Origin of the sequence: Pontibacter flavimaris, from assembly GCF_001907195.1 — a bacterium.
In the GTDB taxonomy this organism is placed as follows: domain Bacteria; phylum Bacteroidota; class Bacteroidia; order Cytophagales; family Hymenobacteraceae; genus Pontibacter; species Pontibacter flavimaris.
Genome location: NZ_LVWA01000012.1, coordinates 31,791 through 57,708, shown reverse-complemented (window position 1 = coordinate 57,708; position 25,918 = coordinate 31,791). Strand labels below are relative to the sequence as shown.

The window sequence follows — 25,918 nt, the reverse complement described above, 5'->3', positions numbered from 1 at the left end:
AGGTGTTAAGCCGTTTGGATGTATAGATTATCGTTTATGGTATTGATCACTTCTGTCAGTTGGCTTTCAAATATCTTGTCGAGCTTCTGGAACCCGCCGGAGTCTTTGAACGGCTCCTTGTTCAGGTCCTCTACCTGCAGCACTGTTTCGGCCAGCAGTTGGCTCTCGAAGCGGCTGATCCAGTTGAGCTGTGTTTTGTTCCAGTTGCGCATGGTCCGTACCTTGCTTACGGCACGCTTAATGCGTTCTTCGCGGCTTTCCAGTGCGCTGCCAATGGCCAGCGTCCGGATAAAGGCAATGATGTCGGCGGCAATATCCTGATTTTTTACTTCCTTCCAGGCCTCTTTCAGCGATTTATCGTCAAAGCCTTTCAGCCCCAGCTCCAGGTATAAATTCTTCAGAGATTCCCGGTTCAGCGCCTTCGGGTTGGTACAGATGATGTTAAGAGCGGCAATCTCGTTCTGCTTTTCCTTGATGAACTTGCTGAAGCTTTCGAGGTAATCTTCCGGTTTCTGGCCTTTGCCATAACCTTTCTCTGTTGTGAGGTAGGCATCCTCATGCTCCGACACATATTGTACGGCCGGGGCTGGCTTTAGCTCATCTAGGAACTTCCACAGCCCCGACAGCTGCACCACCTGCTGTATACCTTGCTGCACCGGCTCATCGAGTAGCTGCATGATGAGCTCGTCTATCTCCGTGCCGCCGGATTTATACTTGAACTGCGCCTCGTGGTGTTCGTTCATTTTGTGCTTTTTGCGCTGCAGTTTGGCCACGATCTGCTCCAGCTGCTTTTTGGCGCGCTCGTTGGTGTCAATGTGGTGCAGTTCTTCGGCCAGTTGCTCGAAGCTCACTTTGGGATCTGCAACCACCGGCTTCATCTGGGTATAGTCCTGCAGCGTTTCGTACAGCCGCACGGCATCAAAAATCCGGAAGGTCTCTTTCTGAATATCGTCGCAGCGGCGCGTGGCGCGTCCCAGCATCTGCTCATACAGTATGCGCGACTTCACCTTGCGCAGGAACACAATGTTGCAGATGGCAGGAACGTCTATACCGGTGGTGAGCAGGTCCACGGTAACGGCGATGTTCGGGTACTTCTCGTTTTTATACTTCTTTACCTGCTCGGCCGGGTTGTAAGAGTTGCCTGTGATTTTCTCGATAGCATTGTCTGGTAGCTCTATCCCTGCCTTGTTGAATTCTTCTTTCAGCATCGCCACCACCGTATCAGCGTGGTTATCTGTAGCGGCAAAGATCAGTGTTTTTTCGTCGCTGTTCGGGTCCAGCTCTTTTACCAGCTGCTGTACCACGGTGCGGTTAAAGTTCTCGTTTAGCACCAGCTTGTTAAAACCGGCCACGTCTATGTTCAGCTCGTCATCCAGTTCCTCCAGCTCTAAAATGGAATTGCTCTCCTTGTCGTAGGCTTTCGGTTTTTCGCCTTTCTTCCAGTTAATGCCTTCCTCGTTCAACTTCGTCTTGATCAGGTAAGGCGGATCGTGGTCTATCAGGAAGCCGTCTATTACTGCCTCGCGGTAAGAGTAAGTATAAACTGCCGTGCCGAAGATTTCTTTGGTATGCAGGGCAGGGGTGGCGGTCAGGCCCACGGCATAGGCGTCGAAGTAATCGAGCACCATTCTATACTTGCTGATGTAGTCGAACTGGTCCTTGAAGTTGAGGTCTTCCTCGTCCAGTTGCTTATCCAGCAGATAGCCCCGGTGCGCCTCGTCGATGATGATGCAGTCGTACTGGTCCACCGATGGCAGCTTCTCCTCCGACTCGTTGTAGAACAGACGCTTGACCATACCTTGTACGGTGGCAAAATGCAGGCGCGTGTCAATGCCGGGCACCATGTCCTTCAGCTCCTTTACCTCATACACATCAGCAAAGGTGTTCAGGTCTACTATCTTGTTGTCTTTAAAAGAATTGAGCGCCTGCGTGCCCAGCAGGGTGCGGTCAACCAGAAACAGGATGCGATTAAAACGGTTGGTCTGGATAAGGTGGTAGCACAGGCCGATCACAGTTCTGGTCTTGCCGGTGCCGGTGGCCATGGCAATTAAAGCCCTGCGCTCCTCTGGCTGCTGTATCAGCTTCTGCTCCACAGCTTGGATGGCTTTGATCTGGTACTCGCGCAAGCCCAGCCCACTTTTGCTCATCAGGAAGTCCAGCGAGGTGGTCAGCAGTTTTTCGTTAGCAGCGGCAATATCGCGCTCCCGCAGGTTTACCAGGCCCTCCGGTGAGTACCAGCCCTGCAGCGGCTTGGAGTTGTTCGTTTCCTGGCGCACATCCAGGAACCAGATACCGCTCTTGGTCTTGATCTGCTCCAGGTATGGCCGGCCATTAGTCGAAAATAGGAAAGGCACTTTATACTTGCCCCATCGGCCCAGCAGCTTTGCCTCGTGTTTTGCCTCTATCAGTTCAGCGTATACTTTGCTCTGGCCCAGGTTGGTGGAAATATCCTGCGCATACTTCTTGGCCTCTACAATGGCGTATAGCTCCAGGCCTACAAATAGGGCATAGTCAGCCCACTTCGGTCCGGCTGGCCATTCGGCAATGGCTATGTTCCGGTTGGGTTGGGGCAGGGTTTTGTGTTTCTTAAAATTGAGGGCAGGTGTATCGGCTTCCCATCCGGCTTTTCGCAGCTGCTCGTCTATCAACTGACGGGTTTCCGCCTCGCTCATTTCCAGTTTGCTGGCGGCTTTCTCAGAGCGTTGTTTGATGGCCTGCTGCTTTTCCTCCGGCAGGCCCTGGGTGTTTCGTTCCGCTAAAAGCTTGCTAAACCGCTCTTCCAGCTCTTTGTAATCCTCTTCCAGCAGTTTGAGGGCATGGCGGGCATCCAGGTTGGCCGGCACCTGAAATTTTACAGCGGAAATATCTGTGTGCAGGCTGCCGTAGGTTTCATAAAACCACTTTGCCAGCTTGAAGGCCAGCAGCAGGCTGTGCTTTGCCTCGCCCGATTCTGATTCGCCGGTATGCGACGCTGTGTTGCCGGATTTGCGGATATGGTGCAGGATGTCCTTGATGTTGTAGGGGAGTACCTGTTCATAAGCCAGCAGTTTGAGCCGCTGGTGCTGCGTGTTCTCTTCCGGAAACTCCAGGGCATGCTCTTCGAATAGCTTTACCGTCAGGCGCTCCGCAAAAAGCCGTAGCTTCATCAGGCTTGCTGTCGGGTCGGTATGTAAATGATACTCCGCTGACTGCCCGATGTTGAACAGGATGGGGTACTCTGCTTCTAAAAAGCTAAAGTTGGAAGGCGTCATGGCAAGTTTGTTTCAGGCGAGTAGTACTTCTGAAGTAAACTTATAAAGATAGCAATTTATATATAAACAGGAAATGTGTAATGTAAAGTTAGTAGCGTTATAATGGGAGATACGTTTGATTTTGAATGGGTTATATTGCGTAAGTGCCTCATTTTTCATAGTATAGGAGATCCTGCGCTTTTAAACTGCAAATCCTACAACCAGCTCTCCTATGAAAAACCTCTACCTTCTCCTCTTCACCATACTATACTTCCCCACTCACGCCCAAACCATCACCAAACTCGATGGCAGCAACATCACTGCGGCGGCCTTAGACCAGAAGATACAGCAGCTCATGCAAGCTGCCCAGGTGCAGGGCCTGGCAGTTACGGTGTTCAACCAGAACCAGCCGGTCTACAAAAAAGCTTTTGGTTATAAGAATATCGTAACGAAAGAGCCGCTGAAAACCAGCGCCAACCTGTATGGTGCTTCGCTGAGCAAAGCGGTGTTCGCGGTGCTGGTGATGCAACTGGTGGAGGAAGGTGTGCTGGACCTGGACAAGCCGTTACAGCATTACCTGCCGAGGCCTATCTATACCTATACACCTCAAACCAAATGGCACGACGATTACAGCGCGCTGAAAACAGACAGCCTCTACAGGTTTATCACGGCCCGTATGTGCCTGGCCCATACTTCCGGTTTTCCGAACTGGCGTTGGGTGGAGGAGGACCAGCAGCTGCGGGTAAAGTATAAACCCGGCACCAGGTATAGCTACTCCGGCGAGGGGCTGGTGTACCTGCAGGTGGTGCTGGAGAAGATGACCGGCAAAACGCTGGAAGAACTGATGCAGGAAAAAGTGTTTGCGCCGGCAAACATGAAGCAGTCGTCGTATACCTGGCAGCCGCGCTTTGAAAAGGATTTTGCCCTGGGCCACAAAGCAAACGGAGAACTTTATCCAAAAGACAAAGACAACGAAGCCCGCTCGGCCAGCACCCTTGAAACCACCCTCGATGATTATACTTTGTTCACGCAGGCGGTGCTGCAGCACAAGCTCCTGAAGCCGGCCACCACTAAAGAGATGTTCTCGCCCCAGATCAGGATTCGGTCTGTGAAGCAGTTCGGCCCCCTGAGCCAGCGCGACACCACCGCAAACGACGCCATTGCCCTGAGCTACGGGCTGGGGTGGGGGCTGCTGCAGTCTCCGTACGGAATAGGAGCTTTTAAAGAAGGCCACGGCGACGGCTTTCAGCATTATTCTATCCTCTTCCCGGAAACCGGCACGGGCATCATCCTCATGAGCAACTCCGATAACGCGGAGAGTATATTCAAATACCTCCTCGAAGCCACCATCGGCGATACATACACGCCTTGGTATTGGGAAAATTACATCCCCTACGATCAGCAGGCATCAAAGTAAGTATAGGAGTGTCAACGGGCTTTATCCGGAGAGAAGCTGTGCTCCTCCGGGGAAGAGCGCTTTGGCCTTTGAGTAGATGGAATCAGGGATGAGCCGGGCAGGCAACTATTCCAGCAGCCAATCTTTCCTGAGTTATAAGGCTATCCTATTAAATGGGGCTGATCTTGCTGCCCATTTTAGTAGCAAAATCTGCTTCTGTGGTCGTGCCGGTCAACTCTATGGCTTTGATGGATAACCTGGCGCAGGCATCGGCGTCGGAGGCGGCGCGGTGGTGCAGGAAGTCGATGCGGTGCATGGTACAGAGCGTTTTCAGGTCATATTTGTGCATGCCTTTCCAGATATTTTTAGAGAACTTCAGGCTGCAGGCATAGCGCGCTTCCGGTAGCGGAATCTGGTAGGTGGCCAGCGTTTTGCGCAGCACGCTCATGTCGAAGCTGGCGTTGTGGGCGATCAGGAACTGCCCTTCCAGGTACGGTTTCAACACCGGCCACAACTCTCTGAAATCAGGCTGGTCTTTCACGTCGGCGGGCTGTATGCCGTGCACGGCTACATTAAAGTGGTTAAAGTGCGGATAGTACAGAGGCTTGATCAGCCAGGACCGGGTCTCTACGATCCGCCTGTCGCGCACCACGGTTATGCCAATCTCACAAGGGCTGTCACGCTGCGGTGTAGCCGTCTCAAAGTCTATCGAAATAAAATCCATGGCCAAAGGTAGGAAATTGTAGGGAGAAGCGCTTTCGGAGGGGGAGGCCACGGATACCGGGGCGGTGGCCAAGGCAGTGCGTTCCCGTACTTCATACTTATCTCCGGGCATTATCAAGCAGCACCGTCATACTTTAACAGCTTCACTTATTCAGGGAAATATTACCCCAATCGAAGAACTTTTTTGGCACTATACGGAGGTTGTTTTTCTTGTCAGGTAATAGGTATCTGATATCCTGATACATAGCTGAAATTATAACTATGCTGATGTACAGGTGCGGATAATAACATCGTAACCTCCTATATAAGAAGGCACGTATATTGCCCGTTTACTACCAAACTAACATACTTATCACTTATGATGAAGAAGTTTTTCTTTGCAGTGGCCCTGGCCTTTGGCACTTTTACCGCTGCGCAGGCACAGGCAACCTTGGGCGTAAGGGCAGGAGCAAACCTGACCAACGTTTCCGGCGATCTGAAGAATGAGGACAGGTTCGAGAACAAGGTGTCCTTTCATGGGGGCGTAACGCTGAACTTTCCGGTAGTGGAGGATTTCTTCTCCATCCAGCCGGAACTGCTTTACTCCAGAAAAGGCTTCAAAAACAACAGCGAGGAGTATACCAACCTGCTGCTGCAGAAAAGAAGACGCGAGGGCAGTGTAGACTACAACTACCTGGAGCTGCCGGTGCTGGGCCATTTCAACGCCGGTCCGGTATACTTTGAGTTTGGTCCGCAGCTGAGCTACCTGCTGAGCGTGAACAACAAGACCGAACTCTACGACAGCGACGGAACGCGCCTCTCCAGCGAGACCGATGCCAAGAGCAAAGACGGCCTTTCGGAGTTTGAGGTCGGCTACGCGGCTGGACTTGGCTTTAAAGCCAGCAACGGTATCAGCCTGGGCCTGCGCTACAACGGCGCCTTCTCCGACTTCGTGAAAGAGGACCTGAATTTTGAGGGAGACCTGACGAACGCCCGCCACTCGGTGTTCATGCTCACGCTGGGCCTGCGTTTCCCGTCGGGCAACTAAGTATAAAGTATAAACTATGGAAGCTGCCAGCCTCGCCCTTCGGGTGGGGCTGGTTTTTTTATACTACCTTTTTGTACAGATATTTTGCGAGACCTCCTTTAGGTGCTTTGCGGTATCAAAACGTCTGTTCTGGTTACGGACGCCACCACTTGGTGTGAGGCGCGGCGCGGTGCAATAAAACTGGCTCGCCGATAAGTGGCGTGGTGATAGGTACCTTAAGTTCTGCCGCCCTTTTAGTAACGCGTTGGATTGGGTCGGTCCAGCTGTGCATGGCCAGCGAAAAGGCTCCCCGGTGAATGGGCATAAGCAGCTTGCCCTTCAGGTCAAGGTGGGCCTGCACCGTTTGCTCGGGCATCATGTGGATGTTCTGCCAGAGCTCGTTGTACTGCCCGCACTCGAGTAAGGTGATATCAAAGGGGCCATACTTCTCGCCAATCTCCGCAAAGCCGGAAAAGTAGCCCGAGTCGCCGCTGAAGAAAACCCTGTCTTCCCGACCTATGATTACCCAGGAGGTCCAAAGGGTTCCCATTCTGTCCGTAAGGCCGCGTCCGGAGAAGTGCCGGGATGGGGTGGCCGCAAAAGTTAGTCCCTGCAAGGTTGCTTCCTGCCACCAATCCATTTCCGTTATCTTTTCAGCTGGCACGCCCCAGCGCTCCAGGTGCGCGCCCACACCCAAGGCTACGTAGAAATGGCCGGTCTTCTCATTGAGATCTTTTATGGAGCCATAATCGAGGTGGTCGTAGTGGTCGTGGGAGATCAGGACAGCGTCGATGGGAGGCAGATCAGCAGCCGTGATGGGTAAGGGGGCAAATCGCCTGGGGCCTATGAAGCTGAGCGGGGAGGCGATATCTCCCAGCATTGGGTCCAGCAGCAGGCGTTTGCCGTCTATCTCTACCATAAAGGCAGAGTGCCCGAGCCAGGTCACTACGGTAGCCGTATCCTGTACAGAATTGGTGGTAGCTGCCTTTACAGGTAAGTATGGAATGGGGCGGCCGGGCAATTGTTCATCATTTTCTCCGAAAATTTGGGTGTGCAGAAGCTTCATGTATCCACTAAAACCGATGTCCATGTTGGTAGGCACGGTGTTATGGAATTGCCCGTCCGCGTAGTTTGGCGATTGCTGCATTGTTTTCAGGCGTTCGCCCTTTGCCTCATCCCCAAACTGAGGAGATAGCCGAAGGAAGGAGCAGCCGGCTATGGTAGCCAAAAGTATAAAAAAACTGAGGGTGAAAAGTATGTACCGGGTCATGGAGGCGAAAGGGTAGTTGCTTCTGGAGAAGTGATGCTTTGGGTTTGCAGGGCAAAGATATGAATAACTTGAGAACGCACTTGTCAGTGATAGAATTACCTCGTGTCTTCTGACCGGCGTAAGCCATACTTTATACTTGGGCTATACCTTATACTTGCCGGTTTATACTTTATGCTTTGGCTATACTTTCATCGCCCTTGCTGGCGCGAGTTTGCAACTCGTGCCTACTATGAGGTTGGGTTTGCAACCCAACTGGCTCGCAGAGCCATACATATACTTGCCGATTTATACTTGAGCTATACTTTTATACTTTTCTGGCGCAAGCGTCCGCTTGTGCCTTTATACTTTAGTTCCTGCTTCCCGCAACCTGAGCCAAGTTATACTTATTAGCTTCCGTTCTTCCCTCTGGCTTTACAACCAACTCGTTTCATCTCTGACTTTGGCTCCCTCAAGGCCGGGAGGCCTCGCCTTCGGGCCTCGCGCTGGGAGCTTTTCCTTTGCTCCTGCGTCGCAACGCCCTCCGGGCACCGGAAAAACTCGCATAGGCGCTCAACCCAAAGGCTGGGAAGCAATTCGATAGCTAGTTGCTGATGCAACTTCAGCCAAGTCCCCCTTTGAAGGGGCAGGGGTGGGTTTTCACCTGTAGGGACAGGTCGCGACCTGTCCGCGCGAGGACAGCAGCTATGAAACTTATACTTCAAGCTGCAGTAACTACAGATTCCCCGCCTTAGACAAGGAGGGGCAGGGGTGGTTGGACCCGCTACTACAGAAGCTCACGTGAAGCCTGCTCTAAAGAAAAAAACAGGTATGGCCTCTTTCTCACCGGCAACCATATCGGTTATACTTTGTTATACTTTCCATACGCCCTCTTTCGGGTAAGTGCCATCAGTAAAAGTAGTGGCAAAGGGCAGGAAAAGCCGTTCATCTACACGTCCCCGTTACCCGTATAGGAAGTATAAATGCAGGCATGTCAGCTAAAAAGCACAATCAAATATGTTAATCTTTTGGACGTTAGTTATTGGTGCAGTGCTCGGGTATGTGTTTGGCTACTACATAAAGCCTAACCAGCAACTGCAAAAAGCCATCCAACAGGCCAGGCAGGCAAGCATGGCGGTGCTGGAGCAAGGCCGGCAAGGGGTGTACCGCACCGTGGTAACAGACCACAACCAGCAATCGGAGCTGGTGGTGGAGGTAAAGGAGCTGGCCGTAACGCAGGCCGGGCAGGTAAAGGTGGAATACCTGAGCGCCTACTACAAGAACCCCGAGTTCCGGACAAAAAAAGGGGAGGCCCTGATGCGGGAAGTGCGCGAATTATTAGGAGATTATCTGCCTTTATCCGATATTGAATGGTACGAAAACGCTGAGCGCCAGCAACAGGCCCGCCAGAGCCTCGAATCGTTAGACACCCTAGACAAACACCATTACCGAACCTAAGACCATGGAAAACACGAACATCACCATCAGCGAGAACAAGGAAGCGCTGCAGCAGAAAGCCCAGGACCTCTCCAAATCCATAGACCCGGAGAAACCCGAGAGCCTCACCAACTTTGGCGTGGAAACGCAGCGCAAGCTGGGGCAGTACTCCAACGAACTGCTGGCAAAGGTGAAAGCAAAGGACTCGGGTGATGCCGGCGAGGCCATAAACGAGCTGCTGGCCCAGATCAACATGATCAAGATTGACGAGGAGGAGAAGCGCGGCCTGCTGTCCCGGCTCCCCTTTGGCAAGAAGCTGCAGGACCGCTCCAAGAAGCTGGCCATTCAGTACAACTCCATCTCGGAGAACGTGGATGATGTGGTGATCAAGCTGGAGAAGACGCGCCAGAGCGTACTCAAGGACTCTACCAGCCTGGAGGTGATGTTCAAGCAGGCTGTGGAGTACATACACGAGGTGCGCGCCGTGATCGCGGCCGGCAAGCTGAAGATCGAGGAGATCGAGAACACGGGCATCCCAAAACTACAGGAAGAGGTGGAGAGCAGCGGCCAGGACGAGCTGGTGGTGCAACGCCTTAGCGACCTCATTGCCTTCAAGGACAGGCTGGAGAAGAAGGTGCACGACCTGCAGCTCTCGCATACCATCGCCACGCAGTCGATGCCGCAGATACGCATGATCCAGACCACCAACGATGTGCTGGCCCAGAAAATTCAGAATTCCATCGTGACGGTGATTCCGGTGTGGCGCCAGCAGGTGGCCATCGCCCTGGGGCTGGAGAAACAGCGCAAAGCCCTGGAGATACAGAAAAAAGTGACCGACACCACCAACGAGATGCTCCTGAAGAACTCGCAGCTTCTGAAAACCAACGTGGTGAACGCCGCCAAGGAGAACGAGCGCGGCATTGTGGATGTGGACACGCTCAAGAAAGTGAACCGCGATATGGTGGAGACACTGGATGCCGTGGTGAAGATTTCAGAGGAGGGAAGTAAAAAACGCGCCGAGGCCGTGAAAGAGCTGGCCACGGTGCAGGAGGAGCTTAACAGCAAGATCATCGGCACCTTCGGCAAATCAAAGCAAATAGAAATTGAATAATGGCTGACGGAAAAAACCACAGGGGCGATACAGGAAAGCTGCTGACGCAGGAGCAGGAGGCGCTGCTGGCCCTATACCTGCAGAAGCTGGACGCGCACTACGAGGAGCTCAAGGCCGCTGACGCCATCCAGGTGGAGATAGAAACGCAGCACCTCAAAAAGATTCTTCATAAATGATAAAGCTTTTGCGCTCCCTTTTCGGGCTGAACGGGGTTACCGGCAACAGAAAGGTGGTAGGCAGTCCCGAAAGTATAGAGGCCAGGGATGTGCCCTACATCCGGGAGTCGAACCAGCGGCTGGTGGCGCTGCAGGAGCTGTATGGCAGGTATAAAAACACGCCCTACGCGCAGCAGCTGCAGGCCGCTTACGAGAAGACAAGGCGCATCCACACCTACCTGTCCGCCCGCGGCCGGGGGCATGAGTTGGAGCTGTTTCATGTGCAGCACACCGACCATTTCCTGAGCACCTTCTCGGCTATTATGGATGCCCACCAGGAGCCGCAGGTACACGTGCAGCTGCCGCCCCAGCGCATACCGCAGCCGCAACCGGCCGGCAGGCCCGACGTGCTGGGCAGAACGGTGGTGTTCGGGCCCTTCCGCAGCGATAGGAAGGAGGTGAAAGCCGCCCGCACCCTGAACCGCGAAACCAGCCAGCGCGCCTTCCAGGACATTGCCGAGTCCCGGACCGAGGTGCCGCGCCTGGACCTGCCGGAGATTTCCATCAACACCTACTCTAAAATTGTGTATTTGCGCGAGGATGTGTCGGATGGGCTGACCACGAGCGAGATTGGTTTTACCTCCACGCCCGAGGAGAAAGAGGCCTTTGTGAATTATATTACCGCGCGTCTGGGCCTGCACGACCTTACCTATGCCGGCAATGCCATGGTGTATGTGCCCACCCACGACAGCAAGCATCCGGCCGAGATGCTGCCCGTGCTACACTGGCACGGCTGCCCCTATGTGCTCAGCATGGACGAGCTCCGCCTTTACCCGGTGCGCACGTACAGGAAGAGGAGGTAAGCCACGTCGCCTCGCGCTAAGCTCGGTTTAAAAGTATGGATGAGGCCGCCATACTTCCACGTCAACTCCGTATCTTCACATCAAGTATAAGCCACGCATTCACCTGAAGCATGCCCGACCAGCGGTTCTACAACGGCCTTTATGGCACCGATTCCATTGAGTTGGCGAAAGGCCTGGTGAACGTGCACCCGTTCGGTGAAATAGGGAGGAAGCATGAGGGGCAGGTGAAGCGACACGCGCACAATAACCTTTTCCAGGTGTTTATGATGGCGTCCGGCACGACAGAGCTGCACCACGCCGCATCCAAAACAATCCTACAGGGACCTGCCATCATCACCGTCTCTAAAAACCATGCACACGGCTTTTTGCACCAGGGCGAGGTCTCCGGGTGGATCGTCAGCCTGTCGGACACGGTGCTGGAGCACATGCTGCAGCGCGAGGCGGAGGTGGTATACGCCATGGAAGCCATACATGTCTTTGAGGTGAGGGAAGGCAATTCCGGTGCGCTGGAGGTGTTCGATACCCTGCAGAAGTGCGTGCAGGAGTATAACCGGCAGTTGCCGGGCAGGCTGCTGATGCTGCAGCACCTGGTAGGGCAGCTGCTGGTGCAGCTCTACCGCCTTTCCCTTACTACGCAGCAGCAGGTGGCGGGTGCCGACAACGCAAGCAAGCTATACTTCCGCAGGTTTCAGCAGCTAATCAAACAAGAGCACTCCTACAAAATGAGCGTGGAGGAATATGCCCGCCACCTCCACATCTCTGCCGGTCACCTGAGCCGGGTATGCCGAAGTATAGCCGGCAAATCCCCTAAAGACATCATCATCGACTACTTTATCACCGAGGCGCAGCTGGCCCTGTCCGATGTGGAGAAAACCGTTTCGGACATCTGCTATACTTTGGGCTTCGACGATCCCGCCTACTTCACCAGGCTCTTCCGGAAAAGGACCGGCCTGACCCCTATGGCCTTCCGCAAGAAGATCGGTGTAAAGGGTTCTTAAGCACCATTTCCCTCCATTATGTTCGATTTGTCATACTATTAAACCGATAGTCCTACTCCGAACAGGCGAGACTGGCTAAATTTGTTTATACAAGTGAGTGGTTACTTCCTTAATGAAATAATTTACTCACTATTAAATGATTAGCCCGTATTGTTATATATGAGAGGAGCGAGGATAGAGCAAATAGAAACCCTTATCGTGGACCTGCCCACCATCAGGCCGCACCATTTGTCGATGGCCGTGATGCGCCAGCAAACGATGGTGCTGGTGCGGCTGTTTTGTAGCGATGGCATAGAGGGGATCGGTGAGGCCACCACGATCGGTGGCCTGAGCTACGGCGATGAATTCCCGGAAGGGATGAAGTTTACCATCGATACCTACATTGCGCCCCTGCTGGTAGGCAAAGCCGCCACAAGTATAAACGCGGTGATGGCGGAGCTGGAGCACCAGGTGCAAGGGAACAATTTTGCAAAATCAGCCATCGAAACCGCTTTGCTGGATGCACAGGGCAAGCACCTGGGCGTGCCGGTGGCCGAGCTGCTGGGCGGAGCGGTTACCCATACTTTGCCTGTGCTCTGGACCCTGGCCAGCGGCGATACGGCCAAAGACGTGGAGGAGGCGCAGGAGCTGCTAGCCAATGGCCGGCACAACACCTTTAAGCTGAAAATAGGCCGTAACGACTGGAAAGTGGACGTGCGCCACGTGGCCGCCATAAAAGAAGCCGTTGGCCCGGATGTGAAAGTTACCGTGGACGTGAACCAGGCCTGGACAGAAAGTATAGCCAAGCAGGGGATCGCGCAGCTACAGGACGCGGGCATCGACCTGATCGAGCAACCCATTGTCAAGACCAATTTCGAGGGGCTGGCCCGGCTCACGCAATACTTCCGCGTGCCCATTATGGCCGACGAGGCGGTGGCCACGGTTTCCGATGCCTTTAAACTGGCCAGGATCGGAGGGGGCAGCGTGTTTGCCCTGAAGATTTCGAAGGCTGGCGGCTTATCCAACATAAAGAAACAAGCTGCCATTGCGCAAGGGGCGGGTATCAGCCTGTACGGCGGCACCATGCTCGAAGGCACGGTCGGCACCGTCGCCTCAGCCCATGTTTTCAGCACCCTCCCCAACCTCGACTGGGGCACCGAACTCTTTGGGCCGCTGCTGCTCACCGACGATATCGTGAAAACCCGCATAAGCTACGGAAACGGAAAACTGGAAATCCCGCAGGGACCGGGGCTGGGTATTGAGCTGGATATGAATCAAGTAGAAAAGTATAAACGACGATAGACTATGATATTTCACGTGCACATGACAGTGAACATCCCCCTGGATTTAGATAAAAGCTATGTGGATGATCTGAAGGCCAAGGAAAAAGCCCTTTCCCAGGAGTTGCAGCGGCAGGGAAAATGGACGCACATCTGGCGCATTGCCGGCCAGTATGCCAACATCAGCATTTTTAACGTGGACAGCGCCGGCGAACTGCATGATATCCTGATGTCGCTGCCGCTATACCCGTTTATGGAAGTAGAGGTAACGGCCCTGTGCCAGCACTATTCTTCTGTGAAGAACGAGGAAGAGGCCCACTAGCGAATTCGATCCTATAGCCATCACGCAATCATCTTAAAACGAACAAAATATCAACCTTAAAAACCGAAACCACCATGGAAAGAAGTCAGATAGATGCCGTTATCGAAAGGATAGAGTCTACAGAAGCACAGGGCCAGGGGGACGAGCGGATCAAAGAGATCGTGAACCGCCTCACCCGCGACCTGTTTTACGCCATCGAGGACCTGGACATACAGCCGGAGGAGATTTGGAAGGCCGTGGACTGGCTCACGCTTACCGGTAAAAACAACGAATGGGGACTGGTTGCCGCCGGTATCGGCCTGGAGCACTTCCTGGACCTGCGCATGGACGAGGCCGAGGCCAGAGCCGGTATAACCGGAGGCACGCCACGGACGATAGAAGGACCACTTTACGTGCCGGGCGCGCCGGAGTCGGTAGGCTACGCCGAGCTGGAAACCGTGCCGGAAGTTGGTGGCGAGCGGCTGTACATGCAAGGGCAGGTGCGCGACGAGAATGGCAAGCCGGTGCCACACGCGAAGGTGGAAGTATGGCATTGCAACCTGCGGGGCATGTACTCTATTTTCGATACGTCGCAACCGCCGTACAACCTGCGCCGGGCCATCATCACCGACGAGCAAGGCAGGTACAGGTTCAAGAGCATTCTGCCGGTGGGCTACAGCTGCCCGCCGGGCGGGGCAACAGACCAGTTCCTCAAAGCCGTCGGCCGCCACGGCAGCCGTCCGGCTCACATTCACTTTTTTGTGACAGCCCCGGGGTACCGTAAACTTACCACGCAGATTAACATAGAGGGCGACCCGCTTATCTGGGATGACTTTGCCTTTGCCACCCGCGAGGAACTGGTGCCGCACATTACGCGCTACTCCGAAGCCGAAGCCAAAGAGAAGTTCGGTATCGATGAGCCGTTCGCCTCTATCGATTTTGACTTTGAGATCCACAAGGAAAAAGCCGGTGTGTTCTCCGCAGAGATTGAACGCACGCACGGGCCCGCCTAAGTATCATATCCGGAGGGAGATGGGTTTATAAGGTATAGACCCACCTCCTCCTTTCAGCTGCGCCAGTTATACTTTGGATGCGCAGCCGGGAAAGGCTAAAGTATAAAGTAGCAACAACAAGGTATGCCAACTATCAAAATCGCGAATAACGACTGTTTTTATACTTATGAGGACAGGGGCCACGGGGATACGATCGTGTTTTCGAACTCCCTGGGCACGGACCTGACCATGTGGGACGAGGTGGCCCGCATCGTAAGCCAGCACCTCAACGTGCTGCGGTATGATACACGCGGCCATGGGCAAAGTACCATTAACTCAGATGTGGTAAGTATAGCCGAGCTGGGCCAGGACTTACTGGACCTGCTGGACCAGCTAAAGCTGGGGAAAGTATACTTCTGCGGCCTTTCGATGGGCGGGCTGATCGGGCAGTGGCTGGGTATTCATCATTCGGAGCGGTTCAAAAAGATCATCCTTGCCAATACAGCGGCAAAAATTGGTACTGCCGAAGGCTGGAACGCCCGCATAGAGCAGGTACGAAAGCATGGCCTGGAAAGTATACTGGATGGCACGGCGCAGCGCTGGTTTACCCCATCGTTCAGAGAGAAGCACCCGGGGAAAGTAAGCGCAATTTTGCAGAAGTTCGAGCAAACTTCCCTGCAAGGCTATATTGCCAACTGCACCGCCGTGCGCGACGCCGACTTCCGGGAGGAGCTTCAGCGGCTGAGCGTCCCAACCCTGATCATCAGCGGCAACCAGGACGAAGTGACCACGCCCGCAGACGGCGATTTTATGGCCGGCAGGATTCCCCACTCGCGGCACGTGCAGCTTCCTGCCAACCACCTGTCCAGCGTGGAGTTGCCCCAGGCGTTTGCGGAACTACTGTTGCAGGCCACTACGCCTAAGGGCGACTTTTAATATAAAATCATACGCAAGATAAACATATGAAATCGGTACCACAGATAACCCTTGAAGAAGCCGTGGCTTTGGTAAAGGATGGCGATATACTACTGCAGGGCGGCTTTGGAATGACGGGTAACCCGGTGCACCTGATGCACGCGCTGGCTGAAACCCAAACAAAGGACCTGACCTTCATCGGCAACAATGTTGGCGAGGCGGGCATTGGCGGCGGCAAACTGCTGCGCAACGGACAGATCAAAAAGATGATCGGCTCTTTCTTTACCAGCAACCCGGAGGCGGTGAAAGCTGCCCAGGAGGGTAAAGTGGCGTACGAACTGCTGCCGCAGGGAACCCTTGCCGAGGCCATTCGGGCGGGAGGGGCAGGCATTGGCGGTTTCTTCACCCCCACATCGGCCGGAACAGAACTGGCCAAGGGCCGCGAGACGAAAATGATTCAGGGGAAGGAGCAGGTGTTTGTGGAGGGTATCCGCGGCAACGTGGCCTTCGTGCGGGCCTGGAAAGCAGACACCGCCGGCAACCTGACCTACCGCATGACGGAGCAGAACTTTAACCGCGCCATGGCCACCGCTGCCGATATCGTGATAGCGGAAGTGGAAGAAATCGTGCCAGTGGGGGAGATTGCGCCGGAGCACGTGCACACCCCGGGCTCTTACGTGGATTACCTCGTGGAGGCAAAGCTTACGATGGAAGATCTGGGCTCCTCTGCTTCCGTGTCTTCTTCCCGAAAGGTGAGCGAAAGACGCATGAACATGGCCAAACGTGCCTTGCAGGAACTCAAAAGAGGCGACGTGGTGAACCTGGGTATCGGCATACCGACCCTGGTGGCCGATCTGATTACGCCGGAGGATGGCATAGTGATGCACACCGAGAACGGCATGCTGGGCGTGGGTCCGGCCCCGAAAGACGGCGGCGGCGCGATGGATTACCCCGTGAACGCCGGCAAAATTCCGGTTACCGCGCTGCCAGGCGCCAGCTACTTCGACTCCGCCGACTCCTTCGCCATGATCCGCGGCAGACACGTGGACGTGGCGGTGATGGGCGGTCTGGAGGTAGATGAGAAAGCCAACCTGGCTAACTGGGCCGTGCCGGGGCAGCCGCTGCTGGGCGTTGGCGGTGCCATGGACCTGGCATCGGGGGCCAAAACGCTCATCATCACCATGACACATACCGACAAAAGCGGCGCCTCCAAGATCGTTCCGAGCTGCACCCTGCCAGTGACCGCACTGCAGGCCGTGGACCTGATCATCACCGACCTGGCGGTGTTCAGGTTCATAAACGGGGAGCTGACACTGATCGAACTGATGCCGGGCGCGACGCTGGAAGAAGTTAGGGCTAAGACAACAGCCAGATTTGCAGAGAAGTTAGGATAGGCAGGAGAAGATCTATCCGAAGTATAAAAGTATAAAAACGGAAATATGAGCAAAGAAGCCTATATCATAGACGGCATCAGAACCCCGATCGGAAACTTTGGCGGCGCGCTTTCGGCGGTCCGCACCGACGATCTGGCGGCGATGGTGATCAAAGAACTGGTGGACCGCAACCCGAACATCCCGAAGGAAGTGGTTGACGATGTTATTCTGGGTTGCCATAACCAGGCTGGGGAGGACAATCGCAATGTGGCGCGCATGGCGCTGCTGCTGGCCGGCCTTCCGGTTACGGTGCCCGGCGAGACGGTGAACCGCCTGTGCTCTTCGGGCATGTCGGCGATGATACACGCGGCCAGGGCCATCAAGGCCGGTGACGGCGACGTGTTTATCGCCGGAGGCGTGGAGCACATGACGCGCGGCCCGCTGGTGATCTCCAAGCCGTCTAAAGCCTTTGGTACCGATTCGAAGATGGAGGACTCCAGTTTTGGCTGGCGCTTCGTGAACCCGAAGATGAAGGAGTTATACGGCGTGGACCCGATGGGCATTACGGCCGAGAACCTGGCGGAAAAGTATGAGATATCGCGTGAGGACCAGGACCTGTTTGCCTACCATTCCCAGAGCAAGGCAGCCATGGCGCAGGAGAACGGCAACCTGGCCGAGGAGATCATGCCGGTAACTATACCGCAGCGCAAGGGCGAGCCGGTGGTGGTGAGCAAAGATGAGTTTGTACGCCCGAACACCACCCCGGAAACGCTGGCGAAACTGCGCCCTGCCTTTAAGGAGGGTGGAACGGTGACAGCAGGTAATGCCTCCGGACTGAACGATGGCGCAGCCGCGACCTATGTAGCGTCGGGAGAGGCGGTGGAGAAGTATAACCTGAAGCCCCTGGCCAGAATCGTGAGCTCGGCGGTGGTGGGAGTAGAGCCGCGCATCATGGGCATCGGGCCGGTGCCGGCTACGCGCAAAGCACTTGAAAGAGCCGGACTCAGCCTGGACGACATGGATGTTATAGAACTGAACGAGGCGTTTGCGGCACAAAGCCTGGCCTGCACGCGGGCACTTGGTCTGGCTGACGATGACGCACGGGTTAACATAAACGGGGGCGCCGTCGCCCTGGGCCATCCGCTGGGCATGTCCGGGACGCGCATTGTGTACAGCGCCGCCTTGTCGCTGCAGCGCCTGCAGAAACGCTATGCCCTGGCTACCATGTGCGTAGGCGTGGGGCAAGGCTATGCCGTTGTCCTGGAGAAAGTATAATTCCGGGTTTCAAAGTATAAACGGTAGCATAACCCTTTGTCATCCTGGAAGGATCTTGTGAGCAAGTTGTGGGAGGCTTGAGCTATACTTGAATAGCTCAAGCATCCCTGGCGCAAGCGCCCGCTTGTGCCTCTACGTGTATAGCCCTGGCTGTACTTTATACTTTGGCTTTTCCGCTGTTCCGGACATCCTTGTCCGGGACCAAAGCTGCTGCGGATTTCCTAATCCGCGTAAGCCATATTTTCATACTTGATCTATACTTCCTTAGCCGCTGCTTCCTTGCGCTTGAACTAAGCTACACTTGCTAGCTACTGCTGATCCTCAGTCTTACGAGCCTATAATTGCATTTCCTGCTTTGGCTCCCTCCAGCCCGAGAGGGATCGTCCTCGGGCATCGCGCTGGGAGCTTTTCCTGCCCTCGTGCCTCGAGCTGCCTCATTTACGTTCGTCACCGGAAAAACTCGCATAGGCGCTCAACCCAAAGGCTTGGATCAAGTTCGATAGCTACCGCTGACGAAGCTTGAACCAAAGTCCCCCTTTGAAGGGGGCAGGGGGATGATGATCGTCTGCGTAGGAAGGGATTGGGTATCATTCCAATAGCCGCCGCTTTTGTCATCACGACCTTCGGGAGAGATCTTGGTTAGAATTCCTTATAGATCTCTCGCCCTGCTCGAGATGACAGCGAAAACAGTAAGTATAAATTCCCCTCCTTGGAGGGGTAGGGGTGGGTTTGTGCTTCAACAGACTTAAAAAGCACTTAAGCCATAAAGAAGGCAAAGGCAATAGTTTATACCTGAAAAGGCACAAGCGGACGCTTGCGCCAGAGATAAACTGAAGCTCCCTCCCCTGTTTTTAGGGGAGGGTTGGGGAGGGGTTATCCTAGGGCAAGGGTGAGATCTACACTCTGCTCACGATCAAGGAATCGACGTACAGCAGGCTCTTTCAAAGTATAAATCAAACCGAAAGAGGCCATGCCCCGGAAATAGCTCCGGGACATGGCCTCTCTCGGGAAGTATAAAAATCAGCTTACTGCGTAACAGGTGCCTTTTTCAGGTCCTCCTGAAACTTCTTCAGCTGCTTGTCGATCTGTTTCTTATCCCCTACCACCACAAGTGTCATGTCTTTGGGGCGGAGGTAGGTGTTAGCGGTCTGCTGCACTTTCTGCGGGGTTACAGCATGGATGGCCTGTACCTGGTTGGTCAGGAAAGTCTCCGGCAGGTCGTGCAGGTCCAGGAAGCTGAGTTGGCCAATGATACCGCTGGGGGTGGAGTTGCGAAGCACGAAAAGCCCGGCCTCATAGTTCTGGATTCCCTTCAGCTCTTCCTCCGAAGGCGGCTCCTTTCTCAGCTTCTCAATCTCGTAGACGATCTCCTTCAGGGAGTTGCCCGTGTGCTCGGTCGTCACGTCCGCCTGCTCCGACCAATCCCCCACCTTATACTTGGCAGCTACCGAGCTGGAGGGAGAATAAGTGTAACCTTTGTCTTCGCGGATGTTGCGGGTGATGCGGGAGCCGAAGGAGCCGCCCAGCAAGGAGTTAGTAACGCGAAGGGCCATGTAATCCGGGTGCGAGGGGTCAATTACGGGCATGCCTATAATAATCGTTGACTGGGGCGCCCCCGGCCGGTCTACCACGATCATATCACTCTTCGTAACGGGCTTCGCCACCGGTATGGCGGGGGCAGGCCCTTCTGTCCAGTCGCTCAGCGAGGAGGTGATCGCCTCTTTCATAGCACCTTCGTCAAACTTGCCGGCCACGTATACATCGGTGCGCCTGGCCCCGAACTGCTTCTGGTAAAAGTCCTTCACCTGCTCCAAAGTATAAGCGTCTATCTCTTTGTCGGTGGGCAGGTCGCGGCCATAGGGATGGTCGCCGTAAAGCGCCTTGTTATACTTCATGTACGCCTGCGTGCCCGGCTGCGCCCTGGACAGGTTCATCTGCCGCTTAAAGTCGTTCTTCACCCGCTCCAGCTCCGATTCCGGGAAGGCAGGTTCTGTCAGGAGGTCAGCTATCAGCCGTACCAGCTCCGGGCCAAACTCAGAGAGCGCATCGCCGCTGATGTAGGTCTGGTTAGGGCCGATGCTGATGCTCAGCGAGCCGCCCATCCTTGCTACTTCCCCGGCAATCTGCTTGGCATCTTTGGTGGTGGTGCCTTCCTCCATCAGCTTTCCAGTTATGTCGGCCAGGCCGTTCTCGTTTGCCTGCTCGTGCACATTACCGGTCTGCACAATCATGCTGATGGTTACTTTTGGGATCTCACCGTAGGGCACCAGAGTAGCCTCCAGGCCATTAGGTAAGCTAAATTCCTGCTTGGGCGGCAGGTTAAAGTTCTTGGGCGATCCGCCCTCCGGCGGCGTTTGCTTTTGCGCCTGAGCCATACCTGCGCCCATGGCCAGGAGCACGCTCAGCGATAGTGTCAGTAGCTTTTTCATGATGCTTTAGATCTGTGCCTGTGGGTTTATGATTAAAATGGTGCGGTTGGTAGGCCGCAGGTACTCCTGTATGGTTTGCTGCATCAGCTCCGGCGTTACTTTCCGGAACTCCGCCTCCAGCTCGTTGATGCGGGCCGGGTTGTCATCGAACAGCGCGAAGCTTGCCAGCAAATCGGCTTTGCCGAAACCATACAGCTGGCTTACCTGGTCGTAGAGCGAGGACCGTATTTTAACCATGGCCAGGTCGAGTTGCTGCTGCGTAACGCCATTTTGCTGTAGCCTTGCGATCTCCTGGTCCAGCACATTGATGATGGAGTCGGCGGCCACGTCTTTATCGTAAACCAGGTCACCCATCCACAGCATCGGGCCGTTGTAGTTGTACATGTTGCCCAAGTACGCGTTGATGCCGCCACTCACCGAGCCGGTATAGCCCCGGTCCTGCACCAGTGCTTGGTGCAGGCGGCTGTCGTCGCCCTGCAGCAGGATCTGGTCCAGCAGGCCCATGGCATAGTAGGCTGGCGTATTGCGCTCGGGCATGTGGTAAGCGAAAGCCAGTGCCGGTTTGTTGGCCAGCTTATCGTCTTTGGTAAAGCGCTGCTCTTTCTCCTGGCGCGGCTCGGTCAGGTCGGCCGGTTCCGGCAGGTCTGCGGAAGCTATGCCACCGAAATACTGCTCTACCCACTGCTTTGCCTGGGCAGGATCAAAATCTCCCACTATCACCAGTGCCGCGTTGTTGGGAGAGTAGAATGTCTTGAAAAACGATTGCACATCCTCCAGGCTGGCGGCGTCAAGGTCCTCCAGGTCGCCGTAGAAGTTGTGGGCGTTGTACCAGTTCTTGTTGGCGTACTGCGGCATGTCGAGCCACGGGAAGCCGCCGTACGGCTGGTTGAGCACGTTCACTTTCACCTCGTTCTTCACCACGCCCTGCTGGTTGGTCAGGTTCTCTTGGGTGATATTGAGGCCTTTCATGCGGTCGGCTTCGGCCCAGAGCATGGTCTCCAGCTTGTGCGCCGGCACAATCTCGAAGTAGTTGGTGTAGTCGAAGCGCGTGCTGCCGTTGAGGATGCCGCCGTTTTTCTGCACCAGCTGGATGAACTCCATCTTTCCCAGGTTATCCGATCCCTGGAACATCATGTGTTCAAACAGGTGCGCAAAGCCGGTGCGGTCCTTGGGCTCAATGCGGAAGCCGATGTTATAGTAGGCCGCCACGGTGACAATGGGCGCGGTCTTGTCCGGCGAGAGCACCACTTTCAGGCCATTGTCCAGTTTGTAGTACTCCACGGGGACCTCAAACGCAGGGGGAGCAGTGCTTTCCACGGCCTCGGCGGTTTGCGTGGTGGCGGCGGTCTCTGCTGTTGGAGCCGTGGTTTTCTGGCTACACGAAGCCATCAGCACCCCCACACCTAACACCAGCGAAAAGAGCCGGTTTGTACGGGAGGTAATTCGTTCATAGTTGCTATGCATGGATGCAAAGGATTAAGGGTTAGTTTCTGATTCCGTTAAACATAGCATTATACGATTATCTAATAAATAAATCCATGTTTCTGTGAGTTTGTTTCTATAGCTTGGATGAGCAGCTGCTTTTGCGCTCGCCAGGGCAGCTATCTTGATCGGGGATAGGGTGGAAAGTATAAACCACACCACAGGTTACGGCCGCTTTCACCAAGTATGGCTTCGCTGGATCTTCCCTTTGCCCAGGTATGAAAAAGACTGATTTTAGCACTGCTTCTGCCAATGCAGTGTGAAGCAGCGGAAGCGCTGTAAGGTTAAATAGAGGGGAACTGTTGGCCTGGAAGTATGGGAGATTTGCCAACGGGAGCAAAGTATAAAGTATAAAACCCAAGTTGGGTTTTACGCATGCGATGCAGTTTTTTACCCCCGTAGTTCTTCCGAGGAGTATGGTCATTTCATTCTCTCTTTTTTGTCATCCTGCAAGTCTCGGATCCCGAACTCGTTTCGGGGGATCTTGTGGGCTAGTAGCAATAGCTTAGCCTCCCTTCTACCAAGTTTCTTAACAGAATGACAGTAATTTTTGAGCCGGTTTTGCTACAATGAAACAACCCTACTCCCAGGAGGGGAAGCACCTACTCTTTTGCGAAATTCCCCTCTTGGGAGGGGTGGGTTGATCGCAACTTGATCTATAAAGTATAAAGTATAAATCAGGCACGTACGCCAGTGGAACGTTTATACTTTACTTCTGATCATCCAGGATTAGAAACGTATTTATGACATTACGAATCGAGCCTTCTATTTGACCAGAGTTTGGTACAGGCTGTTAATCGTCTCAACAAGCAACTTGTTCAACTCATCAGACTCCGGGGCGCTGCAACCGTTCGTGATGACAACGAACCCGAATTTCTCCTTCGGGTGGAAGAACATGGCGCTGTAGAGGCCATAGGCAGAGCCCGTGTGGCCTATCATGGTTTTGCCGGGAATCAGGTCCGTTTCCGTGGTGAGCGCCAGTCCGTAGCCGTTTTGAGCGATCTGTTGCTGCATGGCCCTGGCGCTCTTCTTCGAGATGATACGGGTGCCTTTATACTTGCCTTTTTGCATGTGCATCGTCATGTACCGGGCCAGGTCCGGGGCGGAGATCTTCATGCCTCCCGTTGGGGAGAAAACAGGGGTGCTATAGCCCAGGACATAGTTCCGGATCTCCTCACTGCGCGGCGCGTAGGCAGACGGCGACGGAGTGTACTGGCCTGTGAGGGGATTGTAGGCGTACAGCGTGGTGAAAAGCGACGCGTCCAGCGAGTCTACTGCATAGCCGCCGTACAAGCCCAGCGGGTCCAGAATATGTTGCTTTATATACTGATCAAAGCGCTCTCCCGACACTTTCTCGATGATGGTGCCCACCATGTTGAAATTCAGGTTGCAGTACTCGTAGTCTTTGCCAGGCTCGTAGGCATTGTAGCACTGGGCCCAGTCCGGGTTTTTGGCAGGGTTGATCGCATCCAGCGTAAAGTAGCCCTGGCTGTCGTTTATACTTGACGTATGGGAGAGCACCATCTTAAGCGTGATCGGCGTTTCCGGGTACTTCGGGTTCCGTACTTTGAATCCTACCAGGTTGCTCATATCATCATCCAGCGAAAGCTTGCCCGCCTCCACCAGCTGCATAATGGCCGTGGCAGAGAATGATTTGGAGATAGAGGCAATCCGGAAGATGTCGTCCGGGGACAGCTTCGTGCCCGACTCCACATCCTTCAGCCCGAAAGCGTTCGCGTAGGTTATCTCCCCGTTTTCCACGACGGCCACGGAGAGGCCCACCGCATCATACTTCTGCATGATGGCCTGTATTTCTTCTTCGGCTTTCTGCACCTGGCCGTAGGCATTTACCACCGCAAAGATGAGGAGGAGAAGGAGGTAGCGGGATTTCCGGAGAACGTGTTTCATAAAGTATAGCAATGCGTTAATACAAATGAAGGCATTTGTTTTTAAAGTATAAAATTATACTTATCTCCTCCAAGCTTTCGAAAACAGGGAAGGCTTTCTTGCTCCTCCGGTCTGCTACTCGTGCCTATTTTAGCTGCTGGAATTTACGCTTGATCACCTCCTGAACCGGGATGCCCTCTATCTTGCTCTCCAGCCAGGAGATGATGTCCAGGTAGAGGAAGGGGCGGCGCTCAGCGGGATTTTCCGCGATGGAGGTCAGTTTCTCCTTCAGTGTCACAAAGGCTGGCCGAAGCTCCTGCGGCGTTACCCGCCCCAGGTTACGCAGGAACCGAAAGATCTCCACCTGCATCTGCTGCTGGTCATTCATCTTCCCCAGGAAGCGGTACACCGACCTGACCTGCAGCTCCAGCGCATAGTCATCCCCCTCCTCATAATAGGCGATCAGCCTCAGGATGCGGGCAAAGCACTGGATATCCTCCCGTAGGTTCGTGTCAGTATAGTTGATGATCTTGTTCAGGTACTTTATGGCTGTCTCGTTATCCCCGCTCCCAAAGTATAAACTGGCAATCTTGAAGTAAAAGATAAGCCTGCGGTGAGGGTCCAGCTGCTGCTCGTGTTGTTCCAGGTTCCGCAGCAGCTCAGGCACCAGGTGCACCCCCTCGGAGAACGCGCCGCGCATAAAGTATAAATTGATCTTGTTGGTGTAGATGTAAAGGAACAGCAGCACCTCGGTATTCGGGGTATCGCGCCGATTAGGGTCGTTGGCAAAGCGCTCCATCTCCTGCAGCACCTGCTCGAACCGGGTAAAATACTGGAGGTTAAACAAGGCGGCCAGCAGGTTGTGCAGGCCCTTGATGTAAAGGGAGGGCTGGCTATACTTCATCTCGGGGCTTTCCTCAAAAAGATCCACCCACTTCTGTGCATAGCGGTAACAGGACTTAAAATCCTGCACCAGGTAGTTATACCACACATGCGCCTGGTAATAATAAAGCTTTTCCATAAAACTGGCGGCGTTGAGGTCTACTACAGGAAGGTTCTCCCGGAAGAAGGCGCTAAAATGATCAGCGTCCTCCTGCGTTTTGGCGTGCCCGGCCTGCAGGTAGAGCCCGTACAGCCGCAGGGCCAGGTTGGAGAGCACATGCGCCTGCGAAACATGCAGCGCCAGTTCGATGGATTCATTGGAAAGCTGGTCGGCCCTGCCACTCAGGCTCCTGGTGATGTACTGCGACTCGATCTGCTTCTCAAAGTCGATGGCGGTTAAAGCTACGTGCTGCAGTTGGGCCTGCGTAGCGGCAGTTTTTACTTTGTCGAGCATCTTCAGGCACTGCTGATAAAGGCCCTTATTGTAGAGCACCCGGGCGTACCCCAGTTGTTCCTGCAGCTGAATGTCCAGGTTCTGGCCTGTATGGTAGATCCTGAGGCTGGCGAGCAGCTGCCGGTACAGGTTGGCCTTGAGGTTTGGCAGCTGTACCTTCTTGATGCTGGCCACCTGCTCCAGGATTTTCTCGTCATCATACTGCTCCAGGCCATCAAGGGCATCGAAAAGTTGCAGAAACTTTAAGCCCTGCGTTGCTCCCTGGCGCTTGGTAAACAAGCGAAAGTGTCTTTTCTCAGAGCGCGTCAGAGACTTTATCAGCTGGAATACAGGATCGGGGCTTGGGTTGGACATAGTAGGTGAAACTTTTGCAATATGTTGTTTTGCAGTTAGTTATCTCTTTAGGAGAAGCCTGTAGAAATGGTAGCTAAACATTGAAATTTGTTTTTTTTGCCACTCATCAAGTTAGACCTTTAAAACAATACTCTAACTGTTAAAGACCAA

The 25,918-nt window shown here is 54.3% G+C and carries 21 protein-coding genes; 14 read left to right on the top strand and 7 right to left on the bottom strand.

The genetic code is table 11. The features are described from left to right. Positions 1-5 precede the first annotated feature (5 nt). Positions 6-3,251 (bottom strand): type I restriction-modification system endonuclease, encoded by a 3,246-nt coding sequence (gene hsdR, locus A3841_RS17835; RefSeq protein ID WP_073854454.1) that lies wholly within the window; start codon positions 3,249-3,251, stop codon positions 6-8. Positions 3,252-3,462: 211 nt separating this feature from the next. On the opposite strand from hsdR, the gene A3841_RS17830 reads away from it, so the two are divergent. After that, positions 3,463-4,647, top strand: coding sequence for a serine hydrolase domain-containing protein (locus A3841_RS17830; RefSeq protein ID WP_073854453.1), 1,185 nt, complete (start codon positions 3,463-3,465; stop codon positions 4,645-4,647). 148 nt (positions 4,648-4,795) lie between these two features. Here the strand turns inward: A3841_RS17830 and A3841_RS17825 are convergent, their stop codons facing one another. Then, a complete protein-coding gene (locus tag A3841_RS17825; protein WP_235861472.1) occupies positions 4,796-5,461 on the bottom strand; it encodes a 3'-5' exonuclease in 666 nt (221 codons plus the stop codon). A 246-nt stretch (positions 5,462-5,707) separates the two neighbouring features. On the opposite strand from A3841_RS17825, the gene A3841_RS17820 reads away from it, so the two are divergent. Further along, positions 5,708-6,376 (top strand): porin family protein, encoded by a 669-nt coding sequence (locus A3841_RS17820; protein WP_235861471.1) that lies wholly within the window; start codon positions 5,708-5,710, stop codon positions 6,374-6,376. A 133-nt stretch (positions 6,377-6,509) separates the two neighbouring features. Here A3841_RS17820 and A3841_RS17815 read toward each other — a convergent pair whose 3' ends face one another. Further along, positions 6,510-7,583: an MBL fold metallo-hydrolase gene (locus A3841_RS17815; RefSeq protein WP_235861470.1), complete on the bottom strand. Its 1,074-nt coding sequence runs from the start codon at positions 7,581-7,583 to the stop codon at positions 6,510-6,512. A gap of 144 nt (positions 7,584-7,727) precedes the next feature. On the opposite strand from A3841_RS17815, the gene A3841_RS20110 reads away from it, so the two are divergent. The 12 genes from A3841_RS20110 (at position 7,728) to pcaF (ending at position 18,280) form a co-directional block, all read left to right on the top strand. Continuing rightward, positions 7,728-8,015 (top strand): hypothetical protein, encoded by a 288-nt coding sequence (locus A3841_RS20110; protein WP_139308009.1) that lies wholly within the window; start codon positions 7,728-7,730, stop codon positions 8,013-8,015. Positions 8,016-8,618: 603 nt separating this feature from the next. Beyond that, positions 8,619-9,059, top strand: coding sequence for a hypothetical protein (locus tag A3841_RS17810; protein ID WP_073854451.1), 441 nt, complete (start codon positions 8,619-8,621; stop codon positions 9,057-9,059). Between the two features lie 4 nt (positions 9,060-9,063). Then, positions 9,064-10,149 carry a toxic anion resistance protein gene (locus A3841_RS17805; protein ID WP_073854450.1) on the top strand — a complete coding sequence of 362 codons (1,086 nt, stop codon included), beginning with the start codon at positions 9,064-9,066 and terminating at the stop codon, positions 10,147-10,149. Continuing rightward, positions 10,149-10,325: a hypothetical protein gene (locus A3841_RS20425; protein ID WP_170866230.1), complete on the top strand. Its 177-nt coding sequence runs from the start codon at positions 10,149-10,151 to the stop codon at positions 10,323-10,325. The genes A3841_RS17805 and A3841_RS20425 overlap by 1 nt, the downstream gene beginning before the upstream one ends. Next, complete coding sequence (locus A3841_RS17800) at positions 10,322-11,167, top strand: hypothetical protein (protein ID WP_073854449.1); 846 nt, start codon at positions 10,322-10,324, stop codon at positions 11,165-11,167. The genes A3841_RS20425 and A3841_RS17800 overlap by 4 nt, the downstream gene beginning before the upstream one ends. Positions 11,168-11,277: 110 nt before the next feature. After that, a complete protein-coding gene (locus A3841_RS17795) occupies positions 11,278-12,165 on the top strand; it encodes an AraC family transcriptional regulator (protein ID WP_073854448.1) in 888 nt (295 codons plus the stop codon). A gap of 159 nt (positions 12,166-12,324) precedes the next feature. Next, positions 12,325-13,446, top strand: a complete 1,122-nt coding sequence (locus A3841_RS17790; RefSeq protein WP_073854447.1) for a muconate/chloromuconate family cycloisomerase — start codon at positions 12,325-12,327, stop codon at positions 13,444-13,446. Positions 13,447-13,449: 3 nt separating this feature from the next. Then, complete coding sequence (gene catC, locus A3841_RS17785) at positions 13,450-13,746, top strand: muconolactone Delta-isomerase (protein WP_073854446.1); 297 nt, start codon at positions 13,450-13,452, stop codon at positions 13,744-13,746. 74 nt (positions 13,747-13,820) lie between these two features. Then, positions 13,821-14,738 (top strand): catechol 1,2-dioxygenase, encoded by a 918-nt coding sequence (gene catA, locus A3841_RS17780; RefSeq protein WP_073854445.1) that lies wholly within the window; start codon positions 13,821-13,823, stop codon positions 14,736-14,738. Between the two features lie 123 nt (positions 14,739-14,861). Next, on the top strand, positions 14,862-15,653 hold the full coding sequence (gene pcaD / locus A3841_RS17775; RefSeq protein ID WP_073854444.1) for a 3-oxoadipate enol-lactonase: 792 nt from the start codon (positions 14,862-14,864) through the stop codon (positions 15,651-15,653). Between the two features lie 26 nt (positions 15,654-15,679). After that, positions 15,680-17,026: a 3-oxoacid CoA-transferase gene (locus A3841_RS17770; RefSeq protein ID WP_073854443.1), complete on the top strand. Its 1,347-nt coding sequence runs from the start codon at positions 15,680-15,682 to the stop codon at positions 17,024-17,026. Between the two features lie 45 nt (positions 17,027-17,071). Beyond that, complete coding sequence (gene pcaF, locus A3841_RS17765; protein WP_073854442.1) at positions 17,072-18,280, top strand: 3-oxoadipyl-CoA thiolase; 1,209 nt, start codon at positions 17,072-17,074, stop codon at positions 18,278-18,280. A gap of 1,025 nt (positions 18,281-19,305) precedes the next feature. On the opposite strand, the gene A3841_RS17760 is transcribed toward pcaF, so the two are convergent. The 4 genes from A3841_RS17760 to A3841_RS17745 form a co-directional block, all read right to left on the bottom strand. Next, positions 19,306-20,709, bottom strand: coding sequence for a M16 family metallopeptidase (locus tag A3841_RS17760; protein ID WP_073854440.1), 1,404 nt, complete (start codon positions 20,707-20,709; stop codon positions 19,306-19,308). Between the two features lie 6 nt (positions 20,710-20,715). Beyond that, positions 20,716-22,173 (bottom strand): M16 family metallopeptidase, encoded by a 1,458-nt coding sequence (locus A3841_RS17755; RefSeq protein ID WP_206073111.1) that lies wholly within the window; start codon positions 22,171-22,173, stop codon positions 20,716-20,718. A 783-nt stretch (positions 22,174-22,956) separates the two neighbouring features. Then, a complete protein-coding gene (locus A3841_RS17750; RefSeq protein ID WP_073854438.1) occupies positions 22,957-24,099 on the bottom strand; it encodes a serine hydrolase domain-containing protein in 1,143 nt (380 codons plus the stop codon). Positions 24,100-24,223: 124 nt separating this feature from the next. Continuing rightward, positions 24,224-25,768 carry a hypothetical protein gene (locus A3841_RS17745; protein WP_073854436.1) on the bottom strand — a complete coding sequence of 515 codons (1,545 nt, stop codon included), beginning with the start codon at positions 25,766-25,768 and terminating at the stop codon, positions 24,224-24,226. Between the last annotated feature and the right edge of the window lie 150 nt (positions 25,769-25,918).